Source organism: Kangiella geojedonensis (genome assembly GCF_000981765.1).
Taxonomy (GTDB): domain Bacteria; phylum Pseudomonadota; class Gammaproteobacteria; order Enterobacterales; family Kangiellaceae; genus Kangiella; species Kangiella geojedonensis.
Genome location: NZ_CP010975.1, coordinates 2083964 through 2104935, shown reverse-complemented (window position 1 = coordinate 2104935; position 20972 = coordinate 2083964). Strand labels below are relative to the sequence as shown.

Below are 20972 nucleotides of genomic sequence, written 5' to 3'. Positions count from 1 at the left end.
ATTCCAGTAGTTGAATATCCCTCGTTAGTCGTGGAGACTAACCTGATGTCAGTGAAGCCTTATTTTCGCGGGCATTTTAGCATTGTTCCAGTGATGATAAATTCATTTATCAAAAAAACTTGTTAGAAATTGTGAAAGGATACGTTTTTGATTAAGAAAGTGTTAATAATACTGACAATAACCAGTCTGTTAAGTTCGTGCGCGACCTATAAGCCGAGTAATGTTAATGACTTATGCAGCATCTTGTCGGAAGAGGATTGGTACGAATCTGCTTTGGACTCGCAGGAGGAGTGGGGCACGCCACTCCATGTTCAACTTGCGATCATGCATCAAGAATCAAAGTTTAACCGCACCATTCGTCCGGATATGGAGTGGTTCCTCGGGTTTATTCCAATCGGACGTCCGTCGGACGCTTATGGCTATGCCCAAGCGCTAGAAAGTACGTGGGAAACCTACATTCGTTCGACCGGCAACTGGAACGCAAAGCGTGATGAGTTTGATGACGCGATACACTTTATAGGTTGGTATACCTTCCAGTCTCATAAAAAGCTGGGGATTTCTAAGTGGGATGCTAAAGCTCAATATCTTGCTTACCACGAGGGTTGGGGTGGTTATAAGCGCGGTACATACCGCAGTAAATCATGGTTATTGCGAGTGTCTGAGAAGGTTAAGAGGCGCTCATTGGAGTATGCTCGGCAATATAAACGCTGCCGTCCTCAGCTTGATGATAACATCCGAGGCTGGTTCTGAGCTCAGCCTTGGGTTGTGGATATAGTGTTAGGTTATATATAGGACGATAAGTGGTAAGATATGCGGTCTAATTATGGCGCATTTCGCTATGGAATCAGTTAGAATGAGCCCAATTTTTAAAACTAACACCAGAGGAATTTAGGTATGTTGGGTAATACTACTTCTCTAAGAGATTTTGACCCAGAATTGGTTGCTTCAATTGATGCTGAAGAAAAGCGTCAAGAAGAGCATATTGAGTTGATTGCATCAGAAAATTACACCAGTAAACGTGTCATGGAAGCACAAGGTTCTGTTTTAACGAACAAGTATGCCGAAGGCTACCCAGATAAGCGCTATTACGGCGGCTGTGAATACGTTGATGTTGCTGAGAAATTAGCCATTGAGCGTGTTAAAGAGTTGTTTGGCGCCGATTATGCCAACGTTCAGCCACACTCAGGCTCTCAGGCGAACGCTGCTGTATACATGGCGTTGATTAAGCCAGGCGATACGATTTTGGGCATGAGCCTATCTGACGGTGGTCACCTAACTCACGGCTCGAAAGTGAGCTTCTCCGGTAAAATTTATAATTCCGTTGAGTATGGCGTTGATGAAAATGGCTATATCGATTACGACGAAGTAGAAAGCTTGGCGCTTGAGCACAAGCCAAAAATGTTGGTGGCTGGCTTCTCTGCGTACTCTCGTACGGTGGATTGGTCAAAGTTCCGCGAGATTGCCGACAAAGTAGGTGCTTACTTATTTGTTGATATGGCGCACGTTGCTGGATTAATCGCAGCTGGTGAATATCCTAACCCAGTGCCACATGCTCACGTTGTAACGTCGACCACGCACAAAACGTTAGCGGGTCCTCGAGGCGGTGTGATTCTAGCTCAAGCCAACCCTGAGTTAGAGAAGAAGCTTAACTCAGCAGTGTTCCCTGGCGGTCAGGGCGGTCCTTTGATGCACGTTATTGCGGCGAAAGCAGTTGCGTTCAAAGAGGCCTTGAGTGATGAATTTAAAGCGATGCAAAAGCAGGTTAAAGCAAATGCTCAGGCCATGACAAAAGTGTTCGTTGAGCGTGGTGTAGACATTGTTTCGGGTGGTACTGAAAACCACTTGTTCCTGGTCAACTTGATCAGCAAAGACATTACCGGTAAAGACGCCGAAGCTGCTTTAGGTAAAGCGAATATCACGGTAAACAAAAACACGGTTCCAAACGAGCCACGTTCACCATTTGTTACTAGTGGCTTACGTTTAGGAACGCCAGCAGTAACCACTCGTGGTTTCAAAGAAGCAGAAGTCACAGAGCTTGCAGGATGGATTTGTGATATTCTTGACGACATTAATAACGAGCAGGTTATTAGCGACGTTAAAGCTAAAGTGATGGAGTTAACCAAGCGATTCCCTGTTTACAAATAATTGATTAGGAAGGATTAGCGGCTATGTATTGCCCTTTTTGTGCTCATACGGATACCAAAGTGATTGATTCGCGGTTAGTGGCTGATGGTAGTCAAGTTAGACGCCGTCGTGAATGTTTATCTTGCGGTGAACGTTATACGACCTTTGAGAGTGCAGAGTTGGTTATGCCTAAAATCATCAAGTCGGACGGCACTCGTGAGCCGTTCGATGAGCTAAAGATGCGAACGGGACTAGCGAAAGCTGTAGAAAAGCGTCCTGTTAGCGTTGAAGATTTAGAAGCCGCTATCAACAAAATTCTTTCTAACCTTCGAGCACTGGGTGAGCGTGAAGTGTCAGCTAGTGTTGTGGGTGAAGAAATCATGAAGGCATTACGCGCACTAGACGATGTTGCCTATGTGCGCTTTGCTTCAGTATATCGCCGCTTCCAGGATGTCCAGGCGTTCCGTGAGGAAATTGATAAGTTACAGAGCGATAAGTAACTCGCTCGGAATTTATGGGTTTTAATTCAAACGATGCGCGCTTTATGGCGCGAGCCATTCAATTAGCTCGAAAGGGCTGGTTTACCACACGCTCGAATCCTCGGGTCGGCTGCGTATTAGTCAAAACAATCAATAATGAACTTCAAATTATCGGCGAAGGCTGGCACCAAAAGCCTGGTCTTGCCCACGCAGAAGTGAATGCTATCAATGCTGCTCAAGCCAATGGCCATGACACTAGTGGCGCTACCGCCTATGTGACTTTAGAGCCTTGCTCACACGTTGGGAAAACGCCACCCTGTGCTCAGGGCTTGATCGACGCCGGTGTAAGCAAAGTCATTTGCGCGATGACTGACCCAAACCCTCAAGTTTCGGGGCGAGGCATTGATATGTTACGGGAGTCTGAGGTGCTTGTTGAGTGTGGATTGATGGAGCAAGAAGCGCTTGATTTAAATGCAGGTTTTGTTAAACGCATGACAACAGGCTTACCAAGGGTTACCGCTAAAGCGGCGATAAGTTTGGACGGTAGGACTGCGATGGCCAGTGGTGAAAGCCAATGGATTACTGGCCCAGAAGCTCGGGCAGACGTACAGCGGTTAAGGGCGCAAAGTGGAGCCGTTATTACCGGTTCGGGCACAGTGATGTTTGATGATCCTTCAATGAACGTCCGAGATGAGGCTATTATTCCTGACCCTTATTTTGAGCAACCGGTTCGAGTGGTGGTTGACTCTAAACACCAAGTTAACCCCAGCGCAAAAATTTTCAAGGGCCAAGGGCAATGTTGGTTAGTGTCTGGAACAAAAAGAGAGAGTGACTCATTCAGTCACAATGTTTCGTTGCAAAACCTGGAAGCATGCGACTCCGGTTATGTTAACCTTGAAAGACTTTTACGGAGGTTGGCGGAAGACGGGGTAAATGACGTCTTGATCGAAGCTGGAAGTGAGCTGCTTGGTGCTTTCTTAATAAAAGGTCTGGTTGATGAATTGCAGGTGTTTATGGCACCAAAATTACTAGGTAATACTGCCAAAGCCATGGCTAAGTTACCGCTGGACAGCATGAGCCAAGCGATAAATTTAGAACTTAGGGACGTACGACAAATCGGAAAGGACTTAAAATTAACTTACAACCGAGTGGACTAAACTGTGTTTACTGGAATTATTGAAGCGACTGGATTTATTGAGTCGATCGAAGCAAAGGGTGGCGACGCTCGCTATGTTTTTAATACCGGCAAGTTAGCGCTTGGTGATGTGGCGTTGGGCGACAGTATTGCCTGCAATGGCGTTTGTTTGACGGTCATAGAGCTGTTACCTCAGGGGTTTGCGGCTGACGTTTCTGTTGAGACGATTGAGGTCACCTGCATGAAAAATTACCAAGCAAAAGACCCTGTTAATTTTGAGAAGGCGATGTTACCGACGACACGATTTGGTGGGCATATGGTCAGTGGTCATGTTGATGCCATTGGTGAAGTGGTGTCGATTGAAGAAGCTGCACGGTCGATCCAGTATAAAATTAGAGCGCCTAAAGAGGTGCTTAAATATATCGCCACAAAAGGCTCAATTACGGTTGATGGTACCAGTTTAACGGTGAATGACCTTGAAAAAGACCAGTTTAGCCTTAATTTAGTACCTCACACATTACAGGAAACTATCGCCGATAGTTATCAAGTAGGGACGCAGGTTAATTTAGAGATTGATCTCATCGCGCGCTACCTTGAGCGCTTAATGAACGCAGATAAAGCCGAGTAGGCCACCGTTATGAAGCTAAATAGTATTGAAGAAATCATCGAAGATATCCGTCAGGGCAAAATGGTCATTTTGATGGACGATGAAGATCGTGAAAATGAAGGCGATTTGGTTATGGCAGCAAGCCAAGTGCGTCCTGAAGATATTAACTTTATGGCGCGCTATGGTCGTGGCCTGATTTGTTTACCCATGACGCGTGAGCGCTGTGAGCAAATCAATCTGCCGTTGATGTCAGCCAGTAATGGTGCAAAGTTTAGCACCAACTTTACGGTGTCCATTGAGGCTGCAACTGGCGTAACGACTGGCATTTCTGCGGCAGATCGTGCGAGAACGGTACAAGCTGCCGTGGCTCCTAATGCTAAGCCCGAAGATATTGTGCAGCCAGGCCACATTTTTCCAATTATGGCGCAAGAGGGTGGAGTCTTAAACCGTGCTGGTCATACTGAAGCGAGCTGTGACTTGGCGCGTTTAGCAGGATTTGACCCTGCGGCTGTGATTGTTGAGATTTTGAATGAAGACGGCACCATGGCTCGTCGACCTGATTTAGAAGTGTTTGCCCAAGAGCATGGGTTAAAGATGGGCACTATTGCTGACTTAATCGAATACCGCACTGAAAAAGAGCAAACGGTTGAAAAAATCAGCGAGTGTCACTGGCCAACGGAGCATGGTGATTTTAGGCTTCATACGTTCAAGGACACCATCGATGAGCAGATACACTTTGCTTTAGTTAAAGGTAACCCTACCAACGATAAATCGACGTTAGTACGTGTTCACTTAACCGACAGCCTTTCTGATTTATTGGAGTCTCAGCGAGGCAAGAGCCAAAGCTGGACGGTGAGTGACTCGATTGAAAAGATTTCTGAAGAGGGTGAAGGCGTTCTGGTTCTTATTGCGAAAAAAGAGTCGAGCGATGAACTTTTGGATCGTGTTCGACAGTTTGAGCGTGAAGACCATGGCGAGACACTGACTCAAGAGCAGCAGCGTAAGAAGAAGCGCACGGTCGGTATTGGCTCTCAGATCTTAGTCAATTTAGGCGTAAGAAAAATGCGCTTATTGAGCTCAGGAACCCAGTATACCGCTCTTGGTGGCTACGGCTTAGAGATTGTCGAGCACATTACGCCACAAAAATAGGCTGAAAAATAGCTCGAATCATTAGTGATTATGCCACGGTTATAATACAATACGCGCTTATAACCGTGGTCAAGCCTTATTTGATCACACATTAGTTCATACCTACGTTAAGAGCCTAATGTCACATGAGCGACTTTAAATTAGACTTTTCCAAGACCCAGTATCAGGGTGGCAAAATTGCTATTGTGCATGCCCGCTTCAATCAACCGATTATCGATATGATGATTGACGGGGTTGAGCAGAAGTTTGCGGAGCTTGAAGTGCCTGCTGATAAGGTCTCGCGCTTTGATGTTGCCGGTGCTTATGAGTTACCGTACGCGACACAACAAGTTGCTCTAAGTGGTGAATATGATGCCGTGATTGCAATTGGCGTGGTTATTCGTGGTGACACACCACACTTTGACTATGTTTGTGCGGAGTCCAGTCGTGGTTTGATGGATGTTTCGATAAAGCATAACTTGCCGGTTATATTCGGCATTTTAACGGTTAATACTGATGAACAGGCTGAAGAGCGCGCTAACCCAAAGAAAATGAATAAGGGTGGTGAAGCTGCAGCAACCGCAATAGAGATGATTAATTTAACTCGTAAACTAGGTTAAACCTAAGCTAACTGAGAGTAAGAGCGTTTATTATGGAACAAAATTTTAAACCAGCAGCACGCCGTAAAGCACGAGAATATGCTATGCAGGCAATTTATCAGTGGCAAATGACGGGTAATGCTTTGAATGAAATCGAAGCGCAGTATCTCGCAACCATGAACAGCAAGAAAGTAGACATTGTGTATTTTCAGGAATTGTTTAATGGTGTTTTAACCAGTTTGCACGATATTGATGAAGCTGTTTCTCCGGCGATTGACCGTGAGATGGAACATATTGATCCTGTTGAGCGTGCGATTATTCGTTTATCTGCGTTTGAACTTAAAAACCGTATAGACATTCCGCGCCGCGTAGTGATTAACGAAGGTATTGAGTTAGCTAAAACGTTTGGCGCCACTGACGGGCATAAATTTATTAATGGTGTCTTGGATAAAATTAGCAAAGAGCTACGTCCTCACGAATAAACTGCAGTACGTAAGTAAAGGATTTGAGTTAATGGTGTATGGCCGAATTTGATCTCATAAAACAATACTTCACTTTCGAGTATGATTTTGATCAAAACTTGAAAGGGAATATTGATGCTGAGCAGGCCAGTTCCAAGTCTTCCAAAAACACAGCCAAGCCACGCGTCGTCAAAGGAGTTGGTGATGACTGTGCTGTTTTCGACATTCCCAATAACTATCAACTGGTCACCTCGACTGACACATTGGTCGATGGCGTTCATTTTTTTTCCAAACTACCTCCTGAGCTGATCGCCCATAAAGCTTTAGCTGCTAATGTCAGCGACCTGGCAGCCATGGGGGCTAAACCTTTGGCCTTTACCTTGTCCATTAGCTTGCCTGAAATAAACGAGCATTGGCTAGCGAGTTTTAGCAAAGGTCTACAGAAAGTAAGTAAACTGTTCAAAATACCGCTAGTGGGTGGTGATACCACGCAAGGACCGCTGAATATTAATATCACTGCTTATGGAGTGGTTAAAAAAGGACGCTTGCTAGAGCGCAATCAAGCCGTCAGCGGAGATGATATCTGGGTTACGGGTTATTTAGGAGAGGCGGCTGCAGCGCTCGAGTTAGAGAAAAAAGCTTTAGGTAGCCGTAACAATCTTACTGATGCAGAACAAGTTTTGTGGAGTGCTTTGACGCAACCAATTCCGCCCTTAAAGTTCGCTCGTAAGCTCACTAAACTATCGTGCTGTGGTTTGGATATTTCTGACGGCTTAGCCGCTGACTTAGGGCATGTACTGTCTCAAAGTCAGTGTGGCGCCAAGATTTTCGTGGAGTCTCTGCCGCTATCTGACGCGCTAGTGAATAGCGTCGGTATTGATCAAGCAAGGCAATATGCAGTCAATGGCGGTGATGATTACGAGCTATGCTTTACAGCTCTATCTAATGTTAGAAACAAAGTGCTTAACTTAGCTGAGCAGTGTGGCGTTAACGTCACTCGTATTGGCAAAATCATAGGAAGTGGCTTAGAGTTAACACTCTATGGTCAGCCGTTCCAAAGTAGTCGCTCAAGCTGGCAGCATTTCAACTAATAAATAACGGATATCATAATAACGCTATGACGATACCTCTGGCCGATAAAGCCCTTGTCAGCAGAATGGTTTTTACCAACCCTGCACACTTTTTGTCATTCGGTTTTGGCTCCGGGCTGATGCCTAAAGCGCCGGGTACTTGGGGAACTCTCGCCGCAATACCCCTCTGGTACGGATTATCTTTCTTAACCTTGCCCTACTATTTAATCGTGACATTGGCGCTATCGATTATCGGCATCGGCCTGTGCCACTACACTGCCAAAAAACTCGGCGTACACGATCACCCCGGTATTGTCTGGGACGAAATCTGTGGCTACCTCGTCACCATGTTCGCTATACCAACAGCATGGCATTGGGCGCTTGCTGGCTTTATTCTCTTTCGCTTCTTCGACATTCTAAAACCATGGCCGATTAAATGGCTCGACAAAAAAGTCCATGGTGGCTTTGGGATTATGGTGGATGATTTATTAGCTGGGGTGTTTGCTCTGGGAGTTTTGCACTTAGCTCTTCTTTATTTTAGTTAGTCATATTTCCGTATTAGTTTCGCTTTTTTAGCGAGTTTCTTTTTTTTTGCTTGTTCAAGAAAAGAAACCAAAAGAAAGGCACCCTGATATTGAGGTCATGTAAACATGACTTCCTTCTCTATTTCCAACATACTTAACGCACCAGAGTTTACAACACTTCCTTGTGCTGAAAACTCTTAGCAAAATCGTCCTGATTTTACTAGCAATATTTTGGAAATTGAACACCTCAATATAAGGGGATACTTGGTTCAAGCCTATAGGCTCGTGCTTTTAAATCTGAGCTGATTGAGGAAAAGTTATAGCGTAAATTAGGCAGGATGCCTAATTTAGTCAAAGCGAGACAGGAGGTCGAGTTTGACGGCGCGTGGGTAACTTTTTGGAGCGAGGGGAGTGAGGACCTAACGTCTGGGGCGAAATAGGAAGTTAAATTAAGATTCCAGTCTAAGTTTGGAATGACAAAGCACAAACAACAAGTAATGTTGGGTTACGCCTATCGGCTAACCCAACCTACAAAAAAACTAAGAAACAACCTTAACAAGATCGTCTGCGGTTAAATGAATTCTTTCCAGCAAATCTCCAGTGCTGCCATGCTCAACAAAGCGATCCGGTAGCCCTAGGTTTTTGACTTTAACTTGAATGTCGTTGTTAAGGATAAATTCGTTAATGGCGCTTCCAGCCCCGCCTTGTACGGCGTTTTCTTCGATGGTAATAAACTGGTCGTGAGTTTCCGCTAACTCACGGATGAGTTGTTCATCGAGGGGTTTGACGAAACGCATGTCAGCGACAGTGGCGTTGATTTTTTCGGCGGCTTCGAGAGCGGTTGCGACCATAGAACCGAAGGCTAGGATAGCGATCGTTTCGCCTTGATGCTTCACTTCACCTTTACCAATTTCAAACGGAGTGAAAGATTTTTCAGCTTCGATACCCGAGCCCATACCTCGCGGATAACGCACGGCGACAGGGCCTTCGTATAAGTAGCCTGTATATAAGCATTGGCGACATTCGTTTTCGTCGCTTGGAGCCATGATGACCATGTTTGGAATACAGCGGAGATAACTTAAGTCGAAAGCACCATTGTGCGTTGCACCGTCGCCACCGACTAGGCCACCACGGTCAATCGCAAACAGAACATCTAGGTTTTGCAACGCAACGTCATGAATCAGCTGGTCATAGCCGCGCTGCAGGAATGTCGAGTAAATCGCACATACTGGCTTCAGGCCTTCACAGGCAAGCCCAGCAGATACGGTAACCGCATGCTGTTCGGCGATGCCGACATCATAATAACGATCTGGAAATTCTTTCGAGAAGCGAATCAGATCAGAGCCTTCTCTCATGGCCGGCGTAATACCGACAACACGTTCGTCTTTGGCGGCGATATCACACATAAAGTCACCAAAAATATTGGAGTAAGTTTTTGGTTTGACACCTTTCGGTAATTCGCTGGTTTTTGGATCAAAGATAGGAACGCCATGATATGCGATCGGATCATTTTCCGCCGGTGCGTAGCCTTTGCCTTTTCGCGTGACCACATGCAAAAACTGTGGGCCCTTTAATTGTTTGATGTTATTGAGGGTGCTGAGTAACGTCGGAAGGTCATGACCGTCGATAGGCCCATTGTAGTTAAAGCCAAGCTCTTCAAATAAAGTACCAGGCAAAACCATACCTTTCATATGCTCTTCGGCACGACTCACAAATTCGGATAATGGCTTGATGCCATGCAAAGCTTTTTTACCTGTTTCGCGAACCCGTTGGTAAAAGCGACCGGCAAGGAGTTTGGCTAAATAACGATTCATACCGCCGACATTTTCCGAAATCGACATTTCGTTGTCGTTGAGGATGACCAATAGGTTAGCATCCGTATCGGCAGCATGATTCATGGCTTCAAACGCCATGCCACCGGTTAGAGCACCGTCGCCAATAACTGCGACACATTGGCGGTCTTCACCGCGCTGTTTTGCAGCCAATGCCATGCCTAGCGCAGCGCTGATAGAGGTACTGGAATGTCCTACAGCAAAAGTGTCGTACTTGGACTCTGAGCGTACTGGGAAAGGATGCAAGCCATCGGTTTGGCGGATCGTGTGAAGTTGCTCACGGCGCTCAGTCAAGACTTTGTGCGGATAAGCTTGATGGCCCACATCCCACACAATTCGGTCTTCCGGCGTTTCGAACATATAATGCAGTGCCACCGTTAGCTCTACTGTTCCTAAGCCTGCGGCAAAGTGACCGCCACATTGACTGATCGTATTAATGAGGTATTGGCGAAGCTCATCAGCCACGTCAACCAATTGACTTTTATCAAGTTTTCTTAGGTCGTGTGGGTTATTGATGTGCGTCAATAGTGGGTAAAGATCAGTGCTCATAGGTTTAGATAGATGCCATTAGGATTTTCGATGGACAATAAATTCAGCCAAATCGGCTAATAACTGCGTATTGTAGGGTAACTGGGCCAAAGCTTGTAGCGCTAATTGTAATAAATCGTCGAGTTTTTGACATGAGCCCTCAATACCGAGTAAAGCGGGATAGGTGTTTTTTTCCTTCTCAAGGTCTGAGCCTTGCGGCTTACCCAGTGTTTCGGTGTCCGACTCAATGTCTAAAATATCGTCTTTGACTTGAAATGCCAAGCCGATGGCATCGGCATAGTCGACCAGTGCTTGACGTTCTTCTTCCTTTAAAGGGCCTGCACTCAAAGCACCCAGTAAAACACTCGCCTTAATTAAGGCACCGGTTTTCATGCGATGCATGTTTTCCAACATCGGCAAGTCGATCACTTTCTGGGTAGACTCAAGATCAATCGCCTGGCCGCCACCCATACCCAAAGAGCCACTAGCTTCTGCTAGCACGCGAATCATTTCCAGCTGTTGGGGCTGTGCTTGAGGGCTAAATTCAAAGGAGGATAGCTCCTGAAAGGCTTGCGTGTGAAGAGCATCGCCAGCAAGAATGGCGGTAGCTTCATTAAACTGAATGTGACAGGTTGGTTTGCCGCGACGTAAATCATCGTCATCCATGGCAGGTAAGTCGTCATGCACCAGAGAGTAGCAATGGATTAGCTCGACGGCCAATGCTGGAGAGCTAAGGTCATGGAGAGTTGCACCTAAAGCTTCGCCTGTTGCAAACACCAGAATCGGTCTTATACGCTTGCCACCATTTAACGCACCGTAGCGCATGGCTTGGTGTAACGTATGCGGAACCGAGGCGCTTTGCGGTAAGCGAGCTTCGAGCAACTGTGCGACTTGCTCTTGCCATTGCTGCAAGTGTTGTTCAATGGTCATGGTCGTGGTTTAGGCTTCGTCAGGAGCGTCGAATTCTTGCTCTTGGTTATCCATCAAAATAGTAACTTTCTGCTCAGCTTCAGATAGTAGTTGTTGGCATTGTCGAGATAGCTTGACCCCTTTCTCAAAGACTTTTAAGGCATCTTCCAGTGGCAATTCGCCGGACTCTAACTGTTCGACGATTGACTCTAACTCCGTGAGCTGAGTTTCGAAGTTAGTTGTAGAAGATGGTTTTGCAGGCGCTTTTTTTGCAGACATAGGTCTTCACGAAGAATTCATTAAGGCTTGCTATTGTCCTATATTGTGGCTGAAAAGAAAAGCAACTCGCCTTGTTGATGCATACAAGCTTGTGAAGTTGCGGCTTCCCCCTTCCTTGGCTACTATGGATGAAGTGCAGCTAGAAAAATTATTATCATCAACAACTTAGGCTCATAATTGAACAAAGACTTGGGAATAAACACAAGCCGGTATCAGATTAGTGATGACAATGGCCAGAAAGTTTTGAAGCTTTGTGGTGACTGGACGATTCGCCATGATGGTCGTGATGCTGAGGCTATCCTAGACCATTTCCGGCAGACTCCGTTTGTCTCGGTTGATGGTGGTGCTATTACTCATTGGGACAGCTCGCTAATCAGTCTATTGTTACGACTGGATAATTTGAGCAAGGAACAGGCGCGAGACGTCCGATTCCAGTCCTTGCCAAATGGTGCTCTGGAGTTAGTTGAGTTAGCTAAAAAGGTGCCGGAGCGTCAAGGCGCAGGCAAAGAAAAGCCACAGCCAACATTACTTGCGCACATAGGGGATAAGGTTATAACCGATTATCGTGAAGCCCTGAGTTTCTTCTTCTTTCTCGGAGAAAGCGTTAAAAGTTTTTATCGCCTGATTAGGGGGCGAGCTCGATTCCGCGCCCGCGATCTAAGAGAAATCCTGTCTGACACAGGCCCCGAAGCACTACCCATTGTGACGCTTATTAGTGTTCTCATCGGTATCATTTTAGCTTTTGTCGGAGCGGTACAATTAAAGCAATTTGGCGCAGAAGTGTATGTCGCGGATCTTGTGGGAATTGCCATGGTGCGTGAAATGGGCTGTATGATGACAGGTATCATCATGGCGGGCCGTACAGGGGCTGCTTTTGCCGCTCGAATCGGCACCATGCAGGTTAATGAAGAAATCGATGCCTATAAGACTTTGGGCATCTCACCCATGGACTTTATTGTGTTACCACGAATTTTGGCGCTGATTATCATGATGCCATTGCTCTGTATGTACGCTAATGTTCTGGGAATTCTAGGCGGTGCAATGATCAGTATTGGTGCCATGGGATTGAGTTTTACCGAATACTGGACACAAACGGTCAATGCCATTGATATGACCGATATTAGCTTGGGGCTTATCAAAGCGTTTATATTCGGTGTCGTCATTGCCATCACGGGCTGCATGAACGGCATGTTATCGGGACGAAGTGCTTCTGCTGTCGGTAATGCAGCGACCTCAGCTGTCGTGGCAGGGGTGGTATTTATTATTGTTATTGATGGTTTGTTCGCCATCGTCACCAGTTTGTTAGGGATTTAATCATGATTGATAAATCATCAAGCAATAGCATTATCAAGGCTGATGATATAACGATGGCTTATGGCGACTATGTGGTGCAAAAGAACCTATCCTTCGATATTAAGCCACAAGATATTTTTATCATTATGGGGGGCAGTGGTTGTGGTAAAAGTACTCTATTGAAGCACTTTATTGGCTTAAAGCAGCCCGCAGAAGGGCGTGTGTTATTTCACGCAGACCCCAGTGAGGTCCAGTCCGCTCCTGATTACATCGACTTTTGGCAGTCCACAGAAAGCCAAAAGCAGCGGTTAATGCAGCGATGCGGAGTCTTATATCAAAGCGGTGCCTTGTGGAGTTCAATGACATTAGCGGAAAACATAGCGTTGCCGCTTGGTGAGTTTACCGACTTATCGGAAAAAGATATTTCACACTTGGCATCTCTGAAACTGGCTTTGGTTGGTTTAAATGGTTTTGAGGATTACTACCCTGCTGAAATCAGTGGCGGTATGCGTAAGCGTGCCGGTTTAGCGAGAGCGCTAGCGCTAGAGCCGGATATATTATTTTTAGATGAGCCATCAGCGGGGCTCGACCCGATTAGCGCTCGACTGTTGGATGATCTGATATTACAGTTAAGAGATAATTTGGGCTGTACTTTGGTGGTAGTAACTCACGAGTTAGCGAGTATTTTTACCATTGGTAATAACTCGGTGTTCTTAGATGCGGAAACCAAAACCATGCTGACCACTGGCGATCCCAACGAATTAGTGAAGCATTCAGAGCACGACACCGTTAGACGGTTTTTAACTCGCGGCGAAAGCGAGTAAGGGTAAGGAATAACAAGCGATGAGTAATAAATCACAATCCACAGCTATTGGCGGTTTTGTTTTAGGCGCCATTGTACTGCTCGTGGGAGCTATTTTGTTCTTTGCAAAAGCACGGTTCAATGAACCTGTGAATCATTTTGTGATGTTTTTTGATGGCTCCCTTGCGGGGTTGGATGAAGGTTCTCCGGTGGTGTTCAAGGGCGTTAAAGTTGGCTCAGTGAAGAAAATTGAAGTGGTTTCTGATCGTGAAAACTTGGATATTTATACCCCAGTCTACGTCAATATCTACCCTGATAGCTTTAAAGGCTTAAATGGGCATGATGGCGAAGCCGACATGAAAGACATCACCAACCGAATTGTTGAGAAAGGGTTAAAAGGTACTTTAGAAACGCAAAGTCTGGTCACAGGTAAAATGCGTATCGCGTTAGAGTTTCGTCCGGAAGTACCTATTAAAAGGAAAGGGATCATTAACGACGTGACTGAATTTCCAACGGCTCCTAGTGCTTTAAGTGTCTTTGCGGATGAGGTGTCGAAGCTACCATTAGCCGATATCGCAGAAAATATGAATACCCTGCTGGAAAATGGCAACAGCCTTATCACCAGCACCGATTTAGACAGTAGCCTGGCTAATTTAAATGAAACCATTAATCGTTATCGCGAGGTGGCGGAGACTTTTAATACAGAAATCAAGCCAGTTGCTGATGAATTTAAGCAAACCATGGACGAGTACGAAGCCTTAGCAAAGAACTTAAATAGCAAAGTGCCAAACCTAGTGGGCAGCATGGAGAACAGTTTTAATGGGCTTGAAAAGGTTTTGACTGATACGCAACAGCTAGTAGCCTCGATTAATCATTCCTATGGGCAGGATTCTGAGTTGCAATATCAACTGAATCAAACGCTTGAAGAGTTATCCAAAGCAGCTCACTCCATACGCGTATTGACGGATTACTTAGAGCGTCATCCAGAAGCATTGATTTATGGTAAGGATAAACAATGAAATATGTACTGATTAGTTTGTTGTCATCAGCTTTACTATTAGTAAATGCTTGCTCAAGCCGCTCCCCAAACTCCAACTTTTATTTATTGGAAAATGAGCTAAATCAAGTTGAAAATACGGGCAATCTTCGCATTGGCCTTGGTCCGGTAAAGGTTGCTGATTATTTGCAAAAACCGCAAATTGCGATTCGTACCAAAACCAGCCAAATTATATTTTCTGAGTTTGAGCGCTGGGCGTCGGACCTGAGAGGCTTGATTATCAATTCTTTACAGTATGATTTAGGCAATGAATTAAAGACTGACAATGTTTTTGAATACCCTTGGCGTAAGTCCGATCAGGTTGATTATGCCATCCAGCTCGATATTCATCGTTTTGACGCCAGCTTTGATGAATCATCCGCTTATATAGAGGCCAAAATGGTGCTGACGAGTCCGCAAGGACAGTCCGTTGCCCGTGCTTTTGCTACCACTGAAAGCTTGAGCAGTAATACTTATGTGGCTGTGGTATCGGCTGAACGTCGGTTGTTGCAACAACTGGCTAAACAGATCGCCGAAATTGTCCAGCAGCAATAGTCTTGCATTTTTACCTAAAGCCCCCATTTTAGGCTAATAGCTATCGCATTAGCCTTTAAATCCCGTTAAAATCACTGGCTTGTGAAATGAATTTGCCTGTTCTAACTAGGATGGGCGGACAAGCCTGTGGCTTGATTGAATCAACTTGATACTGTGTGAGCAATTCCTATATGTCTGAGACTAACTCAACGGAAAAAACCACTGAAAATTCAACACCAACGAACTTTATCCGCAATAAGATCAATCAAGATCTAGCCGACGGTAAAAACGATGGTCGAGTGCATACGCGTTTCCCACCTGAGCCGAACGGCTACTTACACGTAGGTCATGCGAAATCCATCTGTTTAAACTTTGGAATTGCTGAAGATTATCAGGCGCCATGTAACTTGCGCTTTGATGATACGAATCCCGCTAAAGAAAGCGAAGAGTTCGCGCGTTCAATTGAAGATGACGTTCGCTGGCTAGGCTTTGAGTGGGATGGTGACGTGCGCCATTCTTCGGACTATTTTGATGATTTATATGGCTTTGCTGAAGATTTGATTCGCAAAGGCTTGGCGTATGTTGATGAGCAACCGGCTGAAGACATTGCTAAAAACCGAGGTAACTTCCAAACCCCGGGTAAAAATAGCCCTTATCGTGAGCGCCCAGCGGAAGAAAGCTTGGAGCAGTTCCGCAAGATGAAGGCGGGCGAGTACGCTGATGGGCAAATGGTATTACGTGCTAAAATTGATATGTCGCATCCCAATATGCTGATGCGCGATCCGGTTTTGTATCGCATTCGTCGTTTACATCATATTCGCACCGGTGATAAGTGGTGCATTTATCCCATGTATGACTTTACTCATTGTATTTCTGATGCAATAGAAAACATTACGCACTCACTGTGTACTCTTGAGTTTGAAGTGAATCGCCCTCTTTACGACTGGGTGTTGGACCATATTGATGCGCCTTCAAGGCCACAGCAAATTGAATTTTCGCGCTTAAATTTAGCTTACACTATTACTTCGAAACGCAAACTGACACAGTTGGTCGATGAAGGTAAAGTTGATGGCTGGGATGACCCTCGTATGCCAACCATTGCAGGTATGCGTCGTCGCGGTTACACGCCACAGTCGATTCGAAATTTCTGTAAAGCTGTTGGAATCAGTAAAGTGAATAGCGTCAGTGACATGACTCTACTCGAAGATGCTGTTCGAAACGATCTAAACGATACGGCAGAGCGTCGAATGGCGGTGCTTGACCCGATAAAGGTGATTATTACCAATTACCCTGAAGATAAAGAAGAAATGCTTCAGGGAATGAATCATCCTAAAATCGAAGAAATGGGCACGCGTGACTTACCATTTACTCGTGAGCTGTACATTGACCGTGCCGACTATCGTGAAAGTGCCAATAAAAAGTACAAGCGTTTGGTTAAAGATGGCGAGGTACGATTGCGCAACGCTTACGTGATCCGCGCTGATGAGGCGATTCTAGACGATAATGGCGAGGTTAAAGAGCTACACTGCACTTATGATCCTGATACCTTGGGTAAGAACCCAGAAGGTCGTAAGGTTCGAGGTGTGATTCACTGGGTTTCAGCGAAATACGCCAAAGAAGCGACTGTGCGGCTGTATGATCGCTTATTCAATGTGCCAAACCCTGGTGCTATGGACGACTTTAATCAAGCTTTAAACCCTGACTCGTTATCAGTGATCAAAGCGATGGTAGAGCCAAGCGTTGCAGATGCGGAGCCTGAGACTCGCTTTCAGTTTGAGCGAGAAGGTTATTTTACCACCGATCGTTATGAGAATAGCTCGGACAACTTGGTGTTGAACCGTACAGTAACGCTACGAGATTCTTGGAACGGTTAGTATATTGATTTTGTTGGTAAAATAACGAAAGAATAAAACACTCGGGCAAAAGAAAGGCCAACCCTTGGGTTGGCCTGATTCTTTATGACTAACAACTCTTTAAAACACTCTTAAACACTTACAAAGAAAATTTACACGACAAAACTTTGTAGCACTTTCAATAACTTGTATCTTAAAACTTGCTTCTTAAAACTCTTCTTTCGAAGAACAACAACAAAGAAATCTTATCCTTTCACTAGATTAGTCATCAGTTTTTACAAATAGTTCAAACAAATAGTGATAAATTCGGTTGGAACATTTATTTAAGGCATGTACTCTAATCTGTATTATCCAAGTTATTGATATTGTGAGTGATTATGAAGCGAATATTTAAATGGATTTTAGGTCTACTTGGCACTTTGGTAGCTTTAATCCTAGTTTTAGGCATCGTAGCCGTCATATTTTTCAACAGTGATGAGCTTAAAAATCAAATAGTTAAGACAGTAAAAGCTGAAACCACGGCAGATCTTGTGATTGAGCAGGAACTTTCACTAGGTTTCTTTCCTTGGTTACAGGTGGAAACCGGCGGTGTAACTTTATCCCAACCTGCTACTTTTAAGAGTGATAAGCAATTACTCAAAGTGGAACAAGTGTCAGCGAGTATTAAGTTAATGCCACTGTTGAGCGGTGATATTGAGGTGGGCTCGGTAGAGTTATCAGGAGCCGAACTGAATTTGCTACGCGACAAGAGTGGCCGTTCCAATATCGAAGCTTTAGTGAATGCAAAAGACAAGAAGCCAGCCGCGAATGAAGGCGAGACGGATAGCTCGAGTCAGCCTGGCGCTTTAAGTCTTGATAGTTTATCGCTAAAAGATTTCACGCTTAATCAATATGACTACAACCAACAGTTGAGTCAGAGCTTTCGTCTTACCAGTCTGGAAGTCAGTGACTTTGAACCTGAGACGCTAACACCAGTAACTGCTGAAGGCAGTTTACAAGCTGGAAATTCACAATCAGAATGGGGTTTATCAGGTGATTTGTGGGTTGGCTCGAACTTCAAGCAGTTTAAAGTCAGTCAATTAGATGCTGAGCTGGAAGGGCTGAGTAAGCAATTGCAAAACATTGGCCTAACGGGTGATCTTGAGTTAAGCATGGAGGATAAAACCACCAAACTTAGCCATAAAGGAAAGATCGACCTTAATGGTCAGCCGATCGATTTTCAATTAAACGCCGGATTTAGCACCTTTAAAGATATCGACGTTAAGCTTAGCACTGAGCGTTTGCAGTTAGAAAACTTCTTGGCGGCTACTGGTGGTGAGAAAGCACCAACACAATCTGGAGGTTTAGACTTATCGCCTGTCGCGGATTTCTTAAAACGCGCTCGAGTAAAAGGTCAGCTAGATGTTGGTGAACTGATACTTAAAAACGCGACTTTTAGTAATGTGTCTGCAAACTTGCGCAATAAAGGCAGCACGCTTTTCTTAGACCCTTTTAAAGCTGATGCTTTCCAAGGACACATGGAAACGATTGCCAGTGTTAATTTTGCGTCACAACCGCTCGCGCTTTCGGTACAACCTGACTTCGATAATATTCAGATTGGTGATTTGTTGGTGGCATTCTTTGAGCTGGATAAATTATCGGGTCTGGGTGAGTTAGACTTGAATATGAAAACTAAGGGTGCTGACGTTAAGCAGATGCTTCAGAACCTTAACGGTACAGGGAATCTGACATTAAGCGATGGTGCCTTTAACGGTATTGATATTGAGAAGCTGATTCAGTCAGGGTTGAGCTTACAGTCTTTGAATAAAGACAATTATAGTGGGAAAACCAGTTTCGCTAACCTGAGTAGTAATATTAAAGCCAATCAGGGATTCATAGAAATGCCTGACTTTAAGTTAAATTCCCCGGTGTTTGATTTGACTGGTAAAGCCTCGACCAATGCCAACAAAGAGACATTAGCGGGAAATTTCCAGCTAGTGTTAAAAGGGAAGATTAAAGAAGCAATGGAAGCAAAATATCCAAAGCTCAAAGGCAAAAAACTACCATTTGAGCTGAAAGGGACTTGGACGGAGCCGAAAGCGAGCATCGATATTGAAGCCTTACTAAAAGCAGAGTACCAGGGAAAGATTGATGAGAAGAAAAAAGAGTTAGAAGATAAGGCCAAGGATGAGTTGAAAGATAAGCTTGGTGACCTCTTCAATCGAAAAAAAGATACAGACCAGTAAACCCTTTGGCTATCGTTTGCATCAAAGGAGTAAATGGTAGCAATAATTGAGGTATGTTATGAAAACAGTAAATAAATGGCTAGGTGTGGCCTCAGCGGTGGCGCTAGGGATTTCTTCCTTGGCTGTGTTGGCGGATGAAACTAAAAAGTTCTCTAAAACTTACGAGTTCTCTCAGAACGGCAGCATTAACCTAGATAACATCAATGGCAATGTTGAAGTCACTGGCTGGGACAAGGATGAAATTCTTTTGGAGTATACTATCACTGCTGATAGTGCCGATGACATTGAAAATGTCAAAGTTGAGGTAGACCACAGTAAGCAGGACTTTGATGTAGACGTTGATATAGAGTCTAGTGATTTTATGAACTGGGGCGGTAGTTCTGGCGAAGTTTCCTTTTCTTTAAAGGTGCCTAAAGGCTCGCGCTTAGATTCCATAGAGTCGGTTAATGGCAATATTAAAATTGCCAGTGTTTCAGGTGAAATTAAAGCTGAAACCGTGAACGGTAAAATTGTTATTAAAAACGCTGCACAAGATGTGAAGTTCGGCACCGTGAATGGTAGTGTTGAAGTGCATCTTGACGAATTACATAGCTCAAATCGTATTAAAGGTGACAGCGTAAATGGTGATATTGAAGTTTACTTGCCTGAGAACGATGGCTTTGAGCTGCGCTCAGAAACGGTGAATGGCGATTTAACTAATGACTTCGGAATTGAAGTGGATGAAGGTGAGTACGTGGGTGCGGAAATGGATGGCAGCTACAAAAATGGTGGTGCCAGCCTGAAGTTCGATACCGTAAATGGCGATATTGACGTTCGTAAAAAGTAGTATTTTAGCCTTTAGCTAAACTTTAAAAAGCGGCCATTATGGTCGCTTTTTTTGTGTTTAAAAATAAATACTACGGCTTTCGCAGGATAGCGGTGTCTTTGCCGGGAAACTCAAGGCTGTAACCTAACCAGTCAGCAATCCATTGGAAAGTCTCTTCTGAGAAAAAGCAGATGTGCGTCTGATCGTTTTTATAGTGCCAGTTAGCAAAGGCTTCTTTCCCAGTTGATCGTTTGGTCATAAAGCCCAGAACGCCTTGTGGTTTAAGTAGGGAGTCCATTAACATCAATTCTTTACGTGGTTGGTTAAAGTGTTCAATAGCCTCGGTGCACGTTATAAAATCGTAGTGGCTTTGAAGGGCCCCTTCATCGCTTGGGTAATAGAGGTCGTAATTGCTAACGTGATAACCTTTTGATTCGAGCATCGGCTTAATTGTCGGTCCTGGGCCACACCCAAAGTCGAGTCCTTTAGCTGCGGTAGGGAGCTTTGATGTTAATGGAATCAGTAACTTGTTGAGGAACTGTTGATAGCCGAAATCTTCGGGGGAGTTCTGGTGGAAGTCATAGATTGCTTTTTCTTGAAGGTTGTCTAGGTGGTATTTTTCTGGGACAAAAATTAAATAGCAGCTACTACAGGCAAGATAAGACCTTATTTTGTCTTGAAAATAGCCCTCAGTCTGAACTGATAGGCAAAGAGGGCAAGCGATAGTCATGGTTTTGCGTTAAAATGTC

Annotated in this window: 21 protein-coding genes; 17 read left to right on the top strand and 4 right to left on the bottom strand. The window is 44.7% G+C overall.

Annotated elements, in window-relative coordinates; genetic code table 11:
- The first annotated feature begins 150 nt into the window (after positions 1 to 150).
- The 10 genes from TQ33_RS09565 to TQ33_RS09520 all read left to right on the top strand — a co-directional run bounded on the left by TQ33_RS09565 (position 151) and on the right by TQ33_RS09520 (position 8148).
- Positions 151 to 750, top strand: a complete 600-nt coding sequence (locus tag TQ33_RS09565; RefSeq protein WP_046562441.1) for a transglycosylase SLT domain-containing protein — start codon at positions 151 to 153, stop codon at positions 748 to 750.
- Positions 751 to 894: 144 nt separating this feature from the next.
- On the top strand, positions 895 to 2145 hold the full coding sequence (gene glyA, locus TQ33_RS09560) for a serine hydroxymethyltransferase (protein WP_046561850.1): 1251 nt from the start codon (positions 895 to 897) through the stop codon (positions 2143 to 2145).
- Positions 2146 to 2168: 23 nt separating this feature from the next.
- Positions 2169 to 2624 carry a transcriptional regulator NrdR gene (gene nrdR, locus TQ33_RS09555; RefSeq protein WP_046561849.1) on the top strand — a complete coding sequence of 152 codons (456 nt, stop codon included), beginning with the start codon at positions 2169 to 2171 and terminating at the stop codon, positions 2622 to 2624.
- Positions 2625 to 2638: 14 nt separating this feature from the next.
- The gene (gene ribD, locus TQ33_RS09550; protein WP_046561848.1) at positions 2639 to 3760 is read left to right on the top strand and encodes a bifunctional diaminohydroxyphosphoribosylaminopyrimidine deaminase/5-amino-6-(5-phosphoribosylamino)uracil reductase RibD; all 1122 of its coding nucleotides are present in this window, start codon (positions 2639 to 2641) and stop codon (positions 3758 to 3760) included.
- A gap of 3 nt (positions 3761 to 3763) precedes the next feature.
- Positions 3764 to 4366, top strand: coding sequence for a riboflavin synthase (locus TQ33_RS09545; protein WP_046561847.1), 603 nt, complete (start codon positions 3764 to 3766; stop codon positions 4364 to 4366).
- A 9-nt stretch (positions 4367 to 4375) separates the two neighbouring features.
- Positions 4376 to 5494 (top strand): bifunctional 3,4-dihydroxy-2-butanone-4-phosphate synthase/GTP cyclohydrolase II, encoded by a 1119-nt coding sequence (gene ribBA, locus TQ33_RS09540; RefSeq protein WP_046561846.1) that lies wholly within the window; start codon positions 4376 to 4378, stop codon positions 5492 to 5494.
- A 125-nt stretch (positions 5495 to 5619) separates the two neighbouring features.
- Positions 5620 to 6093 (top strand): 6,7-dimethyl-8-ribityllumazine synthase, encoded by a 474-nt coding sequence (ribH, locus tag TQ33_RS09535; RefSeq protein WP_046561845.1) that lies wholly within the window; start codon positions 5620 to 5622, stop codon positions 6091 to 6093.
- Positions 6094 to 6125: 32 nt separating this feature from the next.
- Positions 6126 to 6554, top strand: a complete 429-nt coding sequence (gene nusB / locus TQ33_RS09530; RefSeq protein ID WP_046561844.1) for a transcription antitermination factor NusB — start codon at positions 6126 to 6128, stop codon at positions 6552 to 6554.
- 38 nt (positions 6555 to 6592) lie between these two features.
- A complete protein-coding gene (gene thiL, locus TQ33_RS09525; protein ID WP_084616986.1) occupies positions 6593 to 7624 on the top strand; it encodes a thiamine-phosphate kinase in 1032 nt (343 codons plus the stop codon).
- A 26-nt stretch (positions 7625 to 7650) separates the two neighbouring features.
- Positions 7651 to 8148, top strand: coding sequence for a phosphatidylglycerophosphatase A family protein (locus tag TQ33_RS09520; protein WP_046561843.1), 498 nt, complete (start codon positions 7651 to 7653; stop codon positions 8146 to 8148).
- A 518-nt stretch (positions 8149 to 8666) separates the two neighbouring features.
- Here TQ33_RS09520 and dxs read toward each other — a convergent pair.
- Genes dxs through TQ33_RS09505 form a run of 3 tightly spaced genes read right to left on the bottom strand, consistent with a single transcriptional unit; the run spans position 8667 to position 11675 of the window.
- Positions 8667 to 10508, bottom strand: a complete 1842-nt coding sequence (gene dxs / locus TQ33_RS09515; RefSeq protein ID WP_046561842.1) for a 1-deoxy-D-xylulose-5-phosphate synthase — start codon at positions 10506 to 10508, stop codon at positions 8667 to 8669.
- 18 nt (positions 10509 to 10526) lie between these two features.
- Positions 10527 to 11411, bottom strand: a complete 885-nt coding sequence (gene ispA / locus TQ33_RS09510; RefSeq protein ID WP_407638291.1) for a (2E,6E)-farnesyl diphosphate synthase — start codon at positions 11409 to 11411, stop codon at positions 10527 to 10529.
- A gap of 15 nt (positions 11412 to 11426) precedes the next feature.
- The gene (locus tag TQ33_RS09505; RefSeq protein ID WP_046561840.1) at positions 11427 to 11675 is read right to left on the bottom strand and encodes an exodeoxyribonuclease VII small subunit; all 249 of its coding nucleotides are present in this window, start codon (positions 11673 to 11675) and stop codon (positions 11427 to 11429) included.
- Between the two features lie 177 nt (positions 11676 to 11852).
- Here TQ33_RS09505 and TQ33_RS09500 point away from each other — a divergent pair, with 177 nt between their 5' ends.
- The 7 genes from TQ33_RS09500 (at position 11853) to TQ33_RS09470 (ending at position 20244) form a co-directional block, all read left to right on the top strand.
- Positions 11853 to 12989: an MlaE family ABC transporter permease gene (locus TQ33_RS09500; RefSeq protein WP_052735273.1), complete on the top strand. Its 1137-nt coding sequence runs from the start codon at positions 11853 to 11855 to the stop codon at positions 12987 to 12989.
- Between the two features lie 2 nt (positions 12990 to 12991).
- Entirely contained in the window at positions 12992 to 13792 is an 801-nt protein-coding gene (locus tag TQ33_RS09495; RefSeq protein ID WP_046561839.1) for an ABC transporter ATP-binding protein, read from the top strand.
- A 19-nt stretch (positions 13793 to 13811) separates the two neighbouring features.
- Positions 13812 to 14789, top strand: coding sequence for an MlaD family protein (locus TQ33_RS09490; RefSeq protein ID WP_046561838.1), 978 nt, complete (start codon positions 13812 to 13814; stop codon positions 14787 to 14789).
- The gene (locus TQ33_RS09485) at positions 14786 to 15361 is read left to right on the top strand and encodes a PqiC family protein (RefSeq protein WP_046561837.1); all 576 of its coding nucleotides are present in this window, start codon (positions 14786 to 14788) and stop codon (positions 15359 to 15361) included. Before TQ33_RS09490 ends, TQ33_RS09485 begins: the two co-directional genes overlap by 4 nt.
- Positions 15362 to 15531: 170 nt before the next feature.
- Entirely contained in the window at positions 15532 to 17214 is a 1683-nt protein-coding gene (locus tag TQ33_RS09480) for a glutamine--tRNA ligase/YqeY domain fusion protein (RefSeq protein WP_046561836.1), read from the top strand.
- 356 nt (positions 17215 to 17570) lie between these two features.
- Positions 17571 to 19418, top strand: a complete 1848-nt coding sequence (locus TQ33_RS09475; protein ID WP_046561835.1) for an AsmA family protein — start codon at positions 17571 to 17573, stop codon at positions 19416 to 19418.
- A gap of 58 nt (positions 19419 to 19476) precedes the next feature.
- Entirely contained in the window at positions 19477 to 20244 is a 768-nt protein-coding gene (locus tag TQ33_RS09470; RefSeq protein ID WP_046561834.1) for a DUF4097 family beta strand repeat-containing protein, read from the top strand.
- Between the two features lie 70 nt (positions 20245 to 20314).
- On the opposite strand, the gene TQ33_RS09465 is transcribed toward TQ33_RS09470, so the two are convergent.
- Positions 20315 to 20953 carry a class I SAM-dependent methyltransferase gene (locus TQ33_RS09465; RefSeq protein WP_046561833.1) on the bottom strand — a complete coding sequence of 213 codons (639 nt, stop codon included), beginning with the start codon at positions 20951 to 20953 and terminating at the stop codon, positions 20315 to 20317.
- Between the last annotated feature and the right edge of the window lie 19 nt (positions 20954 to 20972).

What these genes read in the sequence shown, in the direction of transcription:
- glyA (WP_046561850.1), top strand. Translation starts at nt 895, where the DNA reads ATGTTGGGTAATACTACTTCTCTAAGAGATTTTGACCCAGAATTGGTT.
- nrdR (WP_046561849.1), top strand. Translation starts at nt 2,169, where the DNA reads ATGTATTGCCCTTTTTGTGCTCATACGGATACCAAAGTGATTGATTCG.
- ribD (WP_046561848.1), top strand. Translation starts at nt 2,639, where the DNA reads ATGGGTTTTAATTCAAACGATGCGCGCTTTATGGCGCGAGCCATTCAA.
- ribBA (WP_046561846.1), top strand. Translation starts at nt 4,376, where the DNA reads ATGAAGCTAAATAGTATTGAAGAAATCATCGAAGATATCCGTCAGGGC.
- ribH (WP_046561845.1), top strand. Translation starts at nt 5,620, where the DNA reads ATGAGCGACTTTAAATTAGACTTTTCCAAGACCCAGTATCAGGGTGGC.
- nusB (WP_046561844.1), top strand. Translation starts at nt 6,126, where the DNA reads ATGGAACAAAATTTTAAACCAGCAGCACGCCGTAAAGCACGAGAATAT.
- thiL (WP_084616986.1), top strand. Translation starts at nt 6,593, where the DNA reads ATGGCCGAATTTGATCTCATAAAACAATACTTCACTTTCGAGTATGAT.
- TQ33_RS09520 (WP_046561843.1), top strand. Translation starts at nt 7,651, where the DNA reads ATGACGATACCTCTGGCCGATAAAGCCCTTGTCAGCAGAATGGTTTTT.
- dxs (WP_046561842.1), bottom strand. Translation starts at nt 10,508, where the DNA reads ATGAGCACTGATCTTTACCCACTATTGACGCACATCAATAACCCACAC.
- TQ33_RS09505 (WP_046561840.1), bottom strand. Translation starts at nt 11,675, where the DNA reads ATGTCTGCAAAAAAAGCGCCTGCAAAACCATCTTCTACAACTAACTTC.
- TQ33_RS09495 (WP_046561839.1), top strand. Translation starts at nt 12,992, where the DNA reads ATGATTGATAAATCATCAAGCAATAGCATTATCAAGGCTGATGATATA.
- TQ33_RS09490 (WP_046561838.1), top strand. Translation starts at nt 13,812, where the DNA reads ATGAGTAATAAATCACAATCCACAGCTATTGGCGGTTTTGTTTTAGGC.
- TQ33_RS09485 (WP_046561837.1), top strand. Translation starts at nt 14,786, where the DNA reads ATGAAATATGTACTGATTAGTTTGTTGTCATCAGCTTTACTATTAGTA.
- TQ33_RS09480 (WP_046561836.1), top strand. Translation starts at nt 15,532, where the DNA reads ATGTCTGAGACTAACTCAACGGAAAAAACCACTGAAAATTCAACACCA.
- TQ33_RS09475 (WP_046561835.1), top strand. Translation starts at nt 17,571, where the DNA reads ATGAAGCGAATATTTAAATGGATTTTAGGTCTACTTGGCACTTTGGTA.
- TQ33_RS09470 (WP_046561834.1), top strand. Translation starts at nt 19,477, where the DNA reads ATGAAAACAGTAAATAAATGGCTAGGTGTGGCCTCAGCGGTGGCGCTA.
- TQ33_RS09465 (WP_046561833.1), bottom strand. Translation starts at nt 20,953, where the DNA reads ATGACTATCGCTTGCCCTCTTTGCCTATCAGTTCAGACTGAGGGCTAT.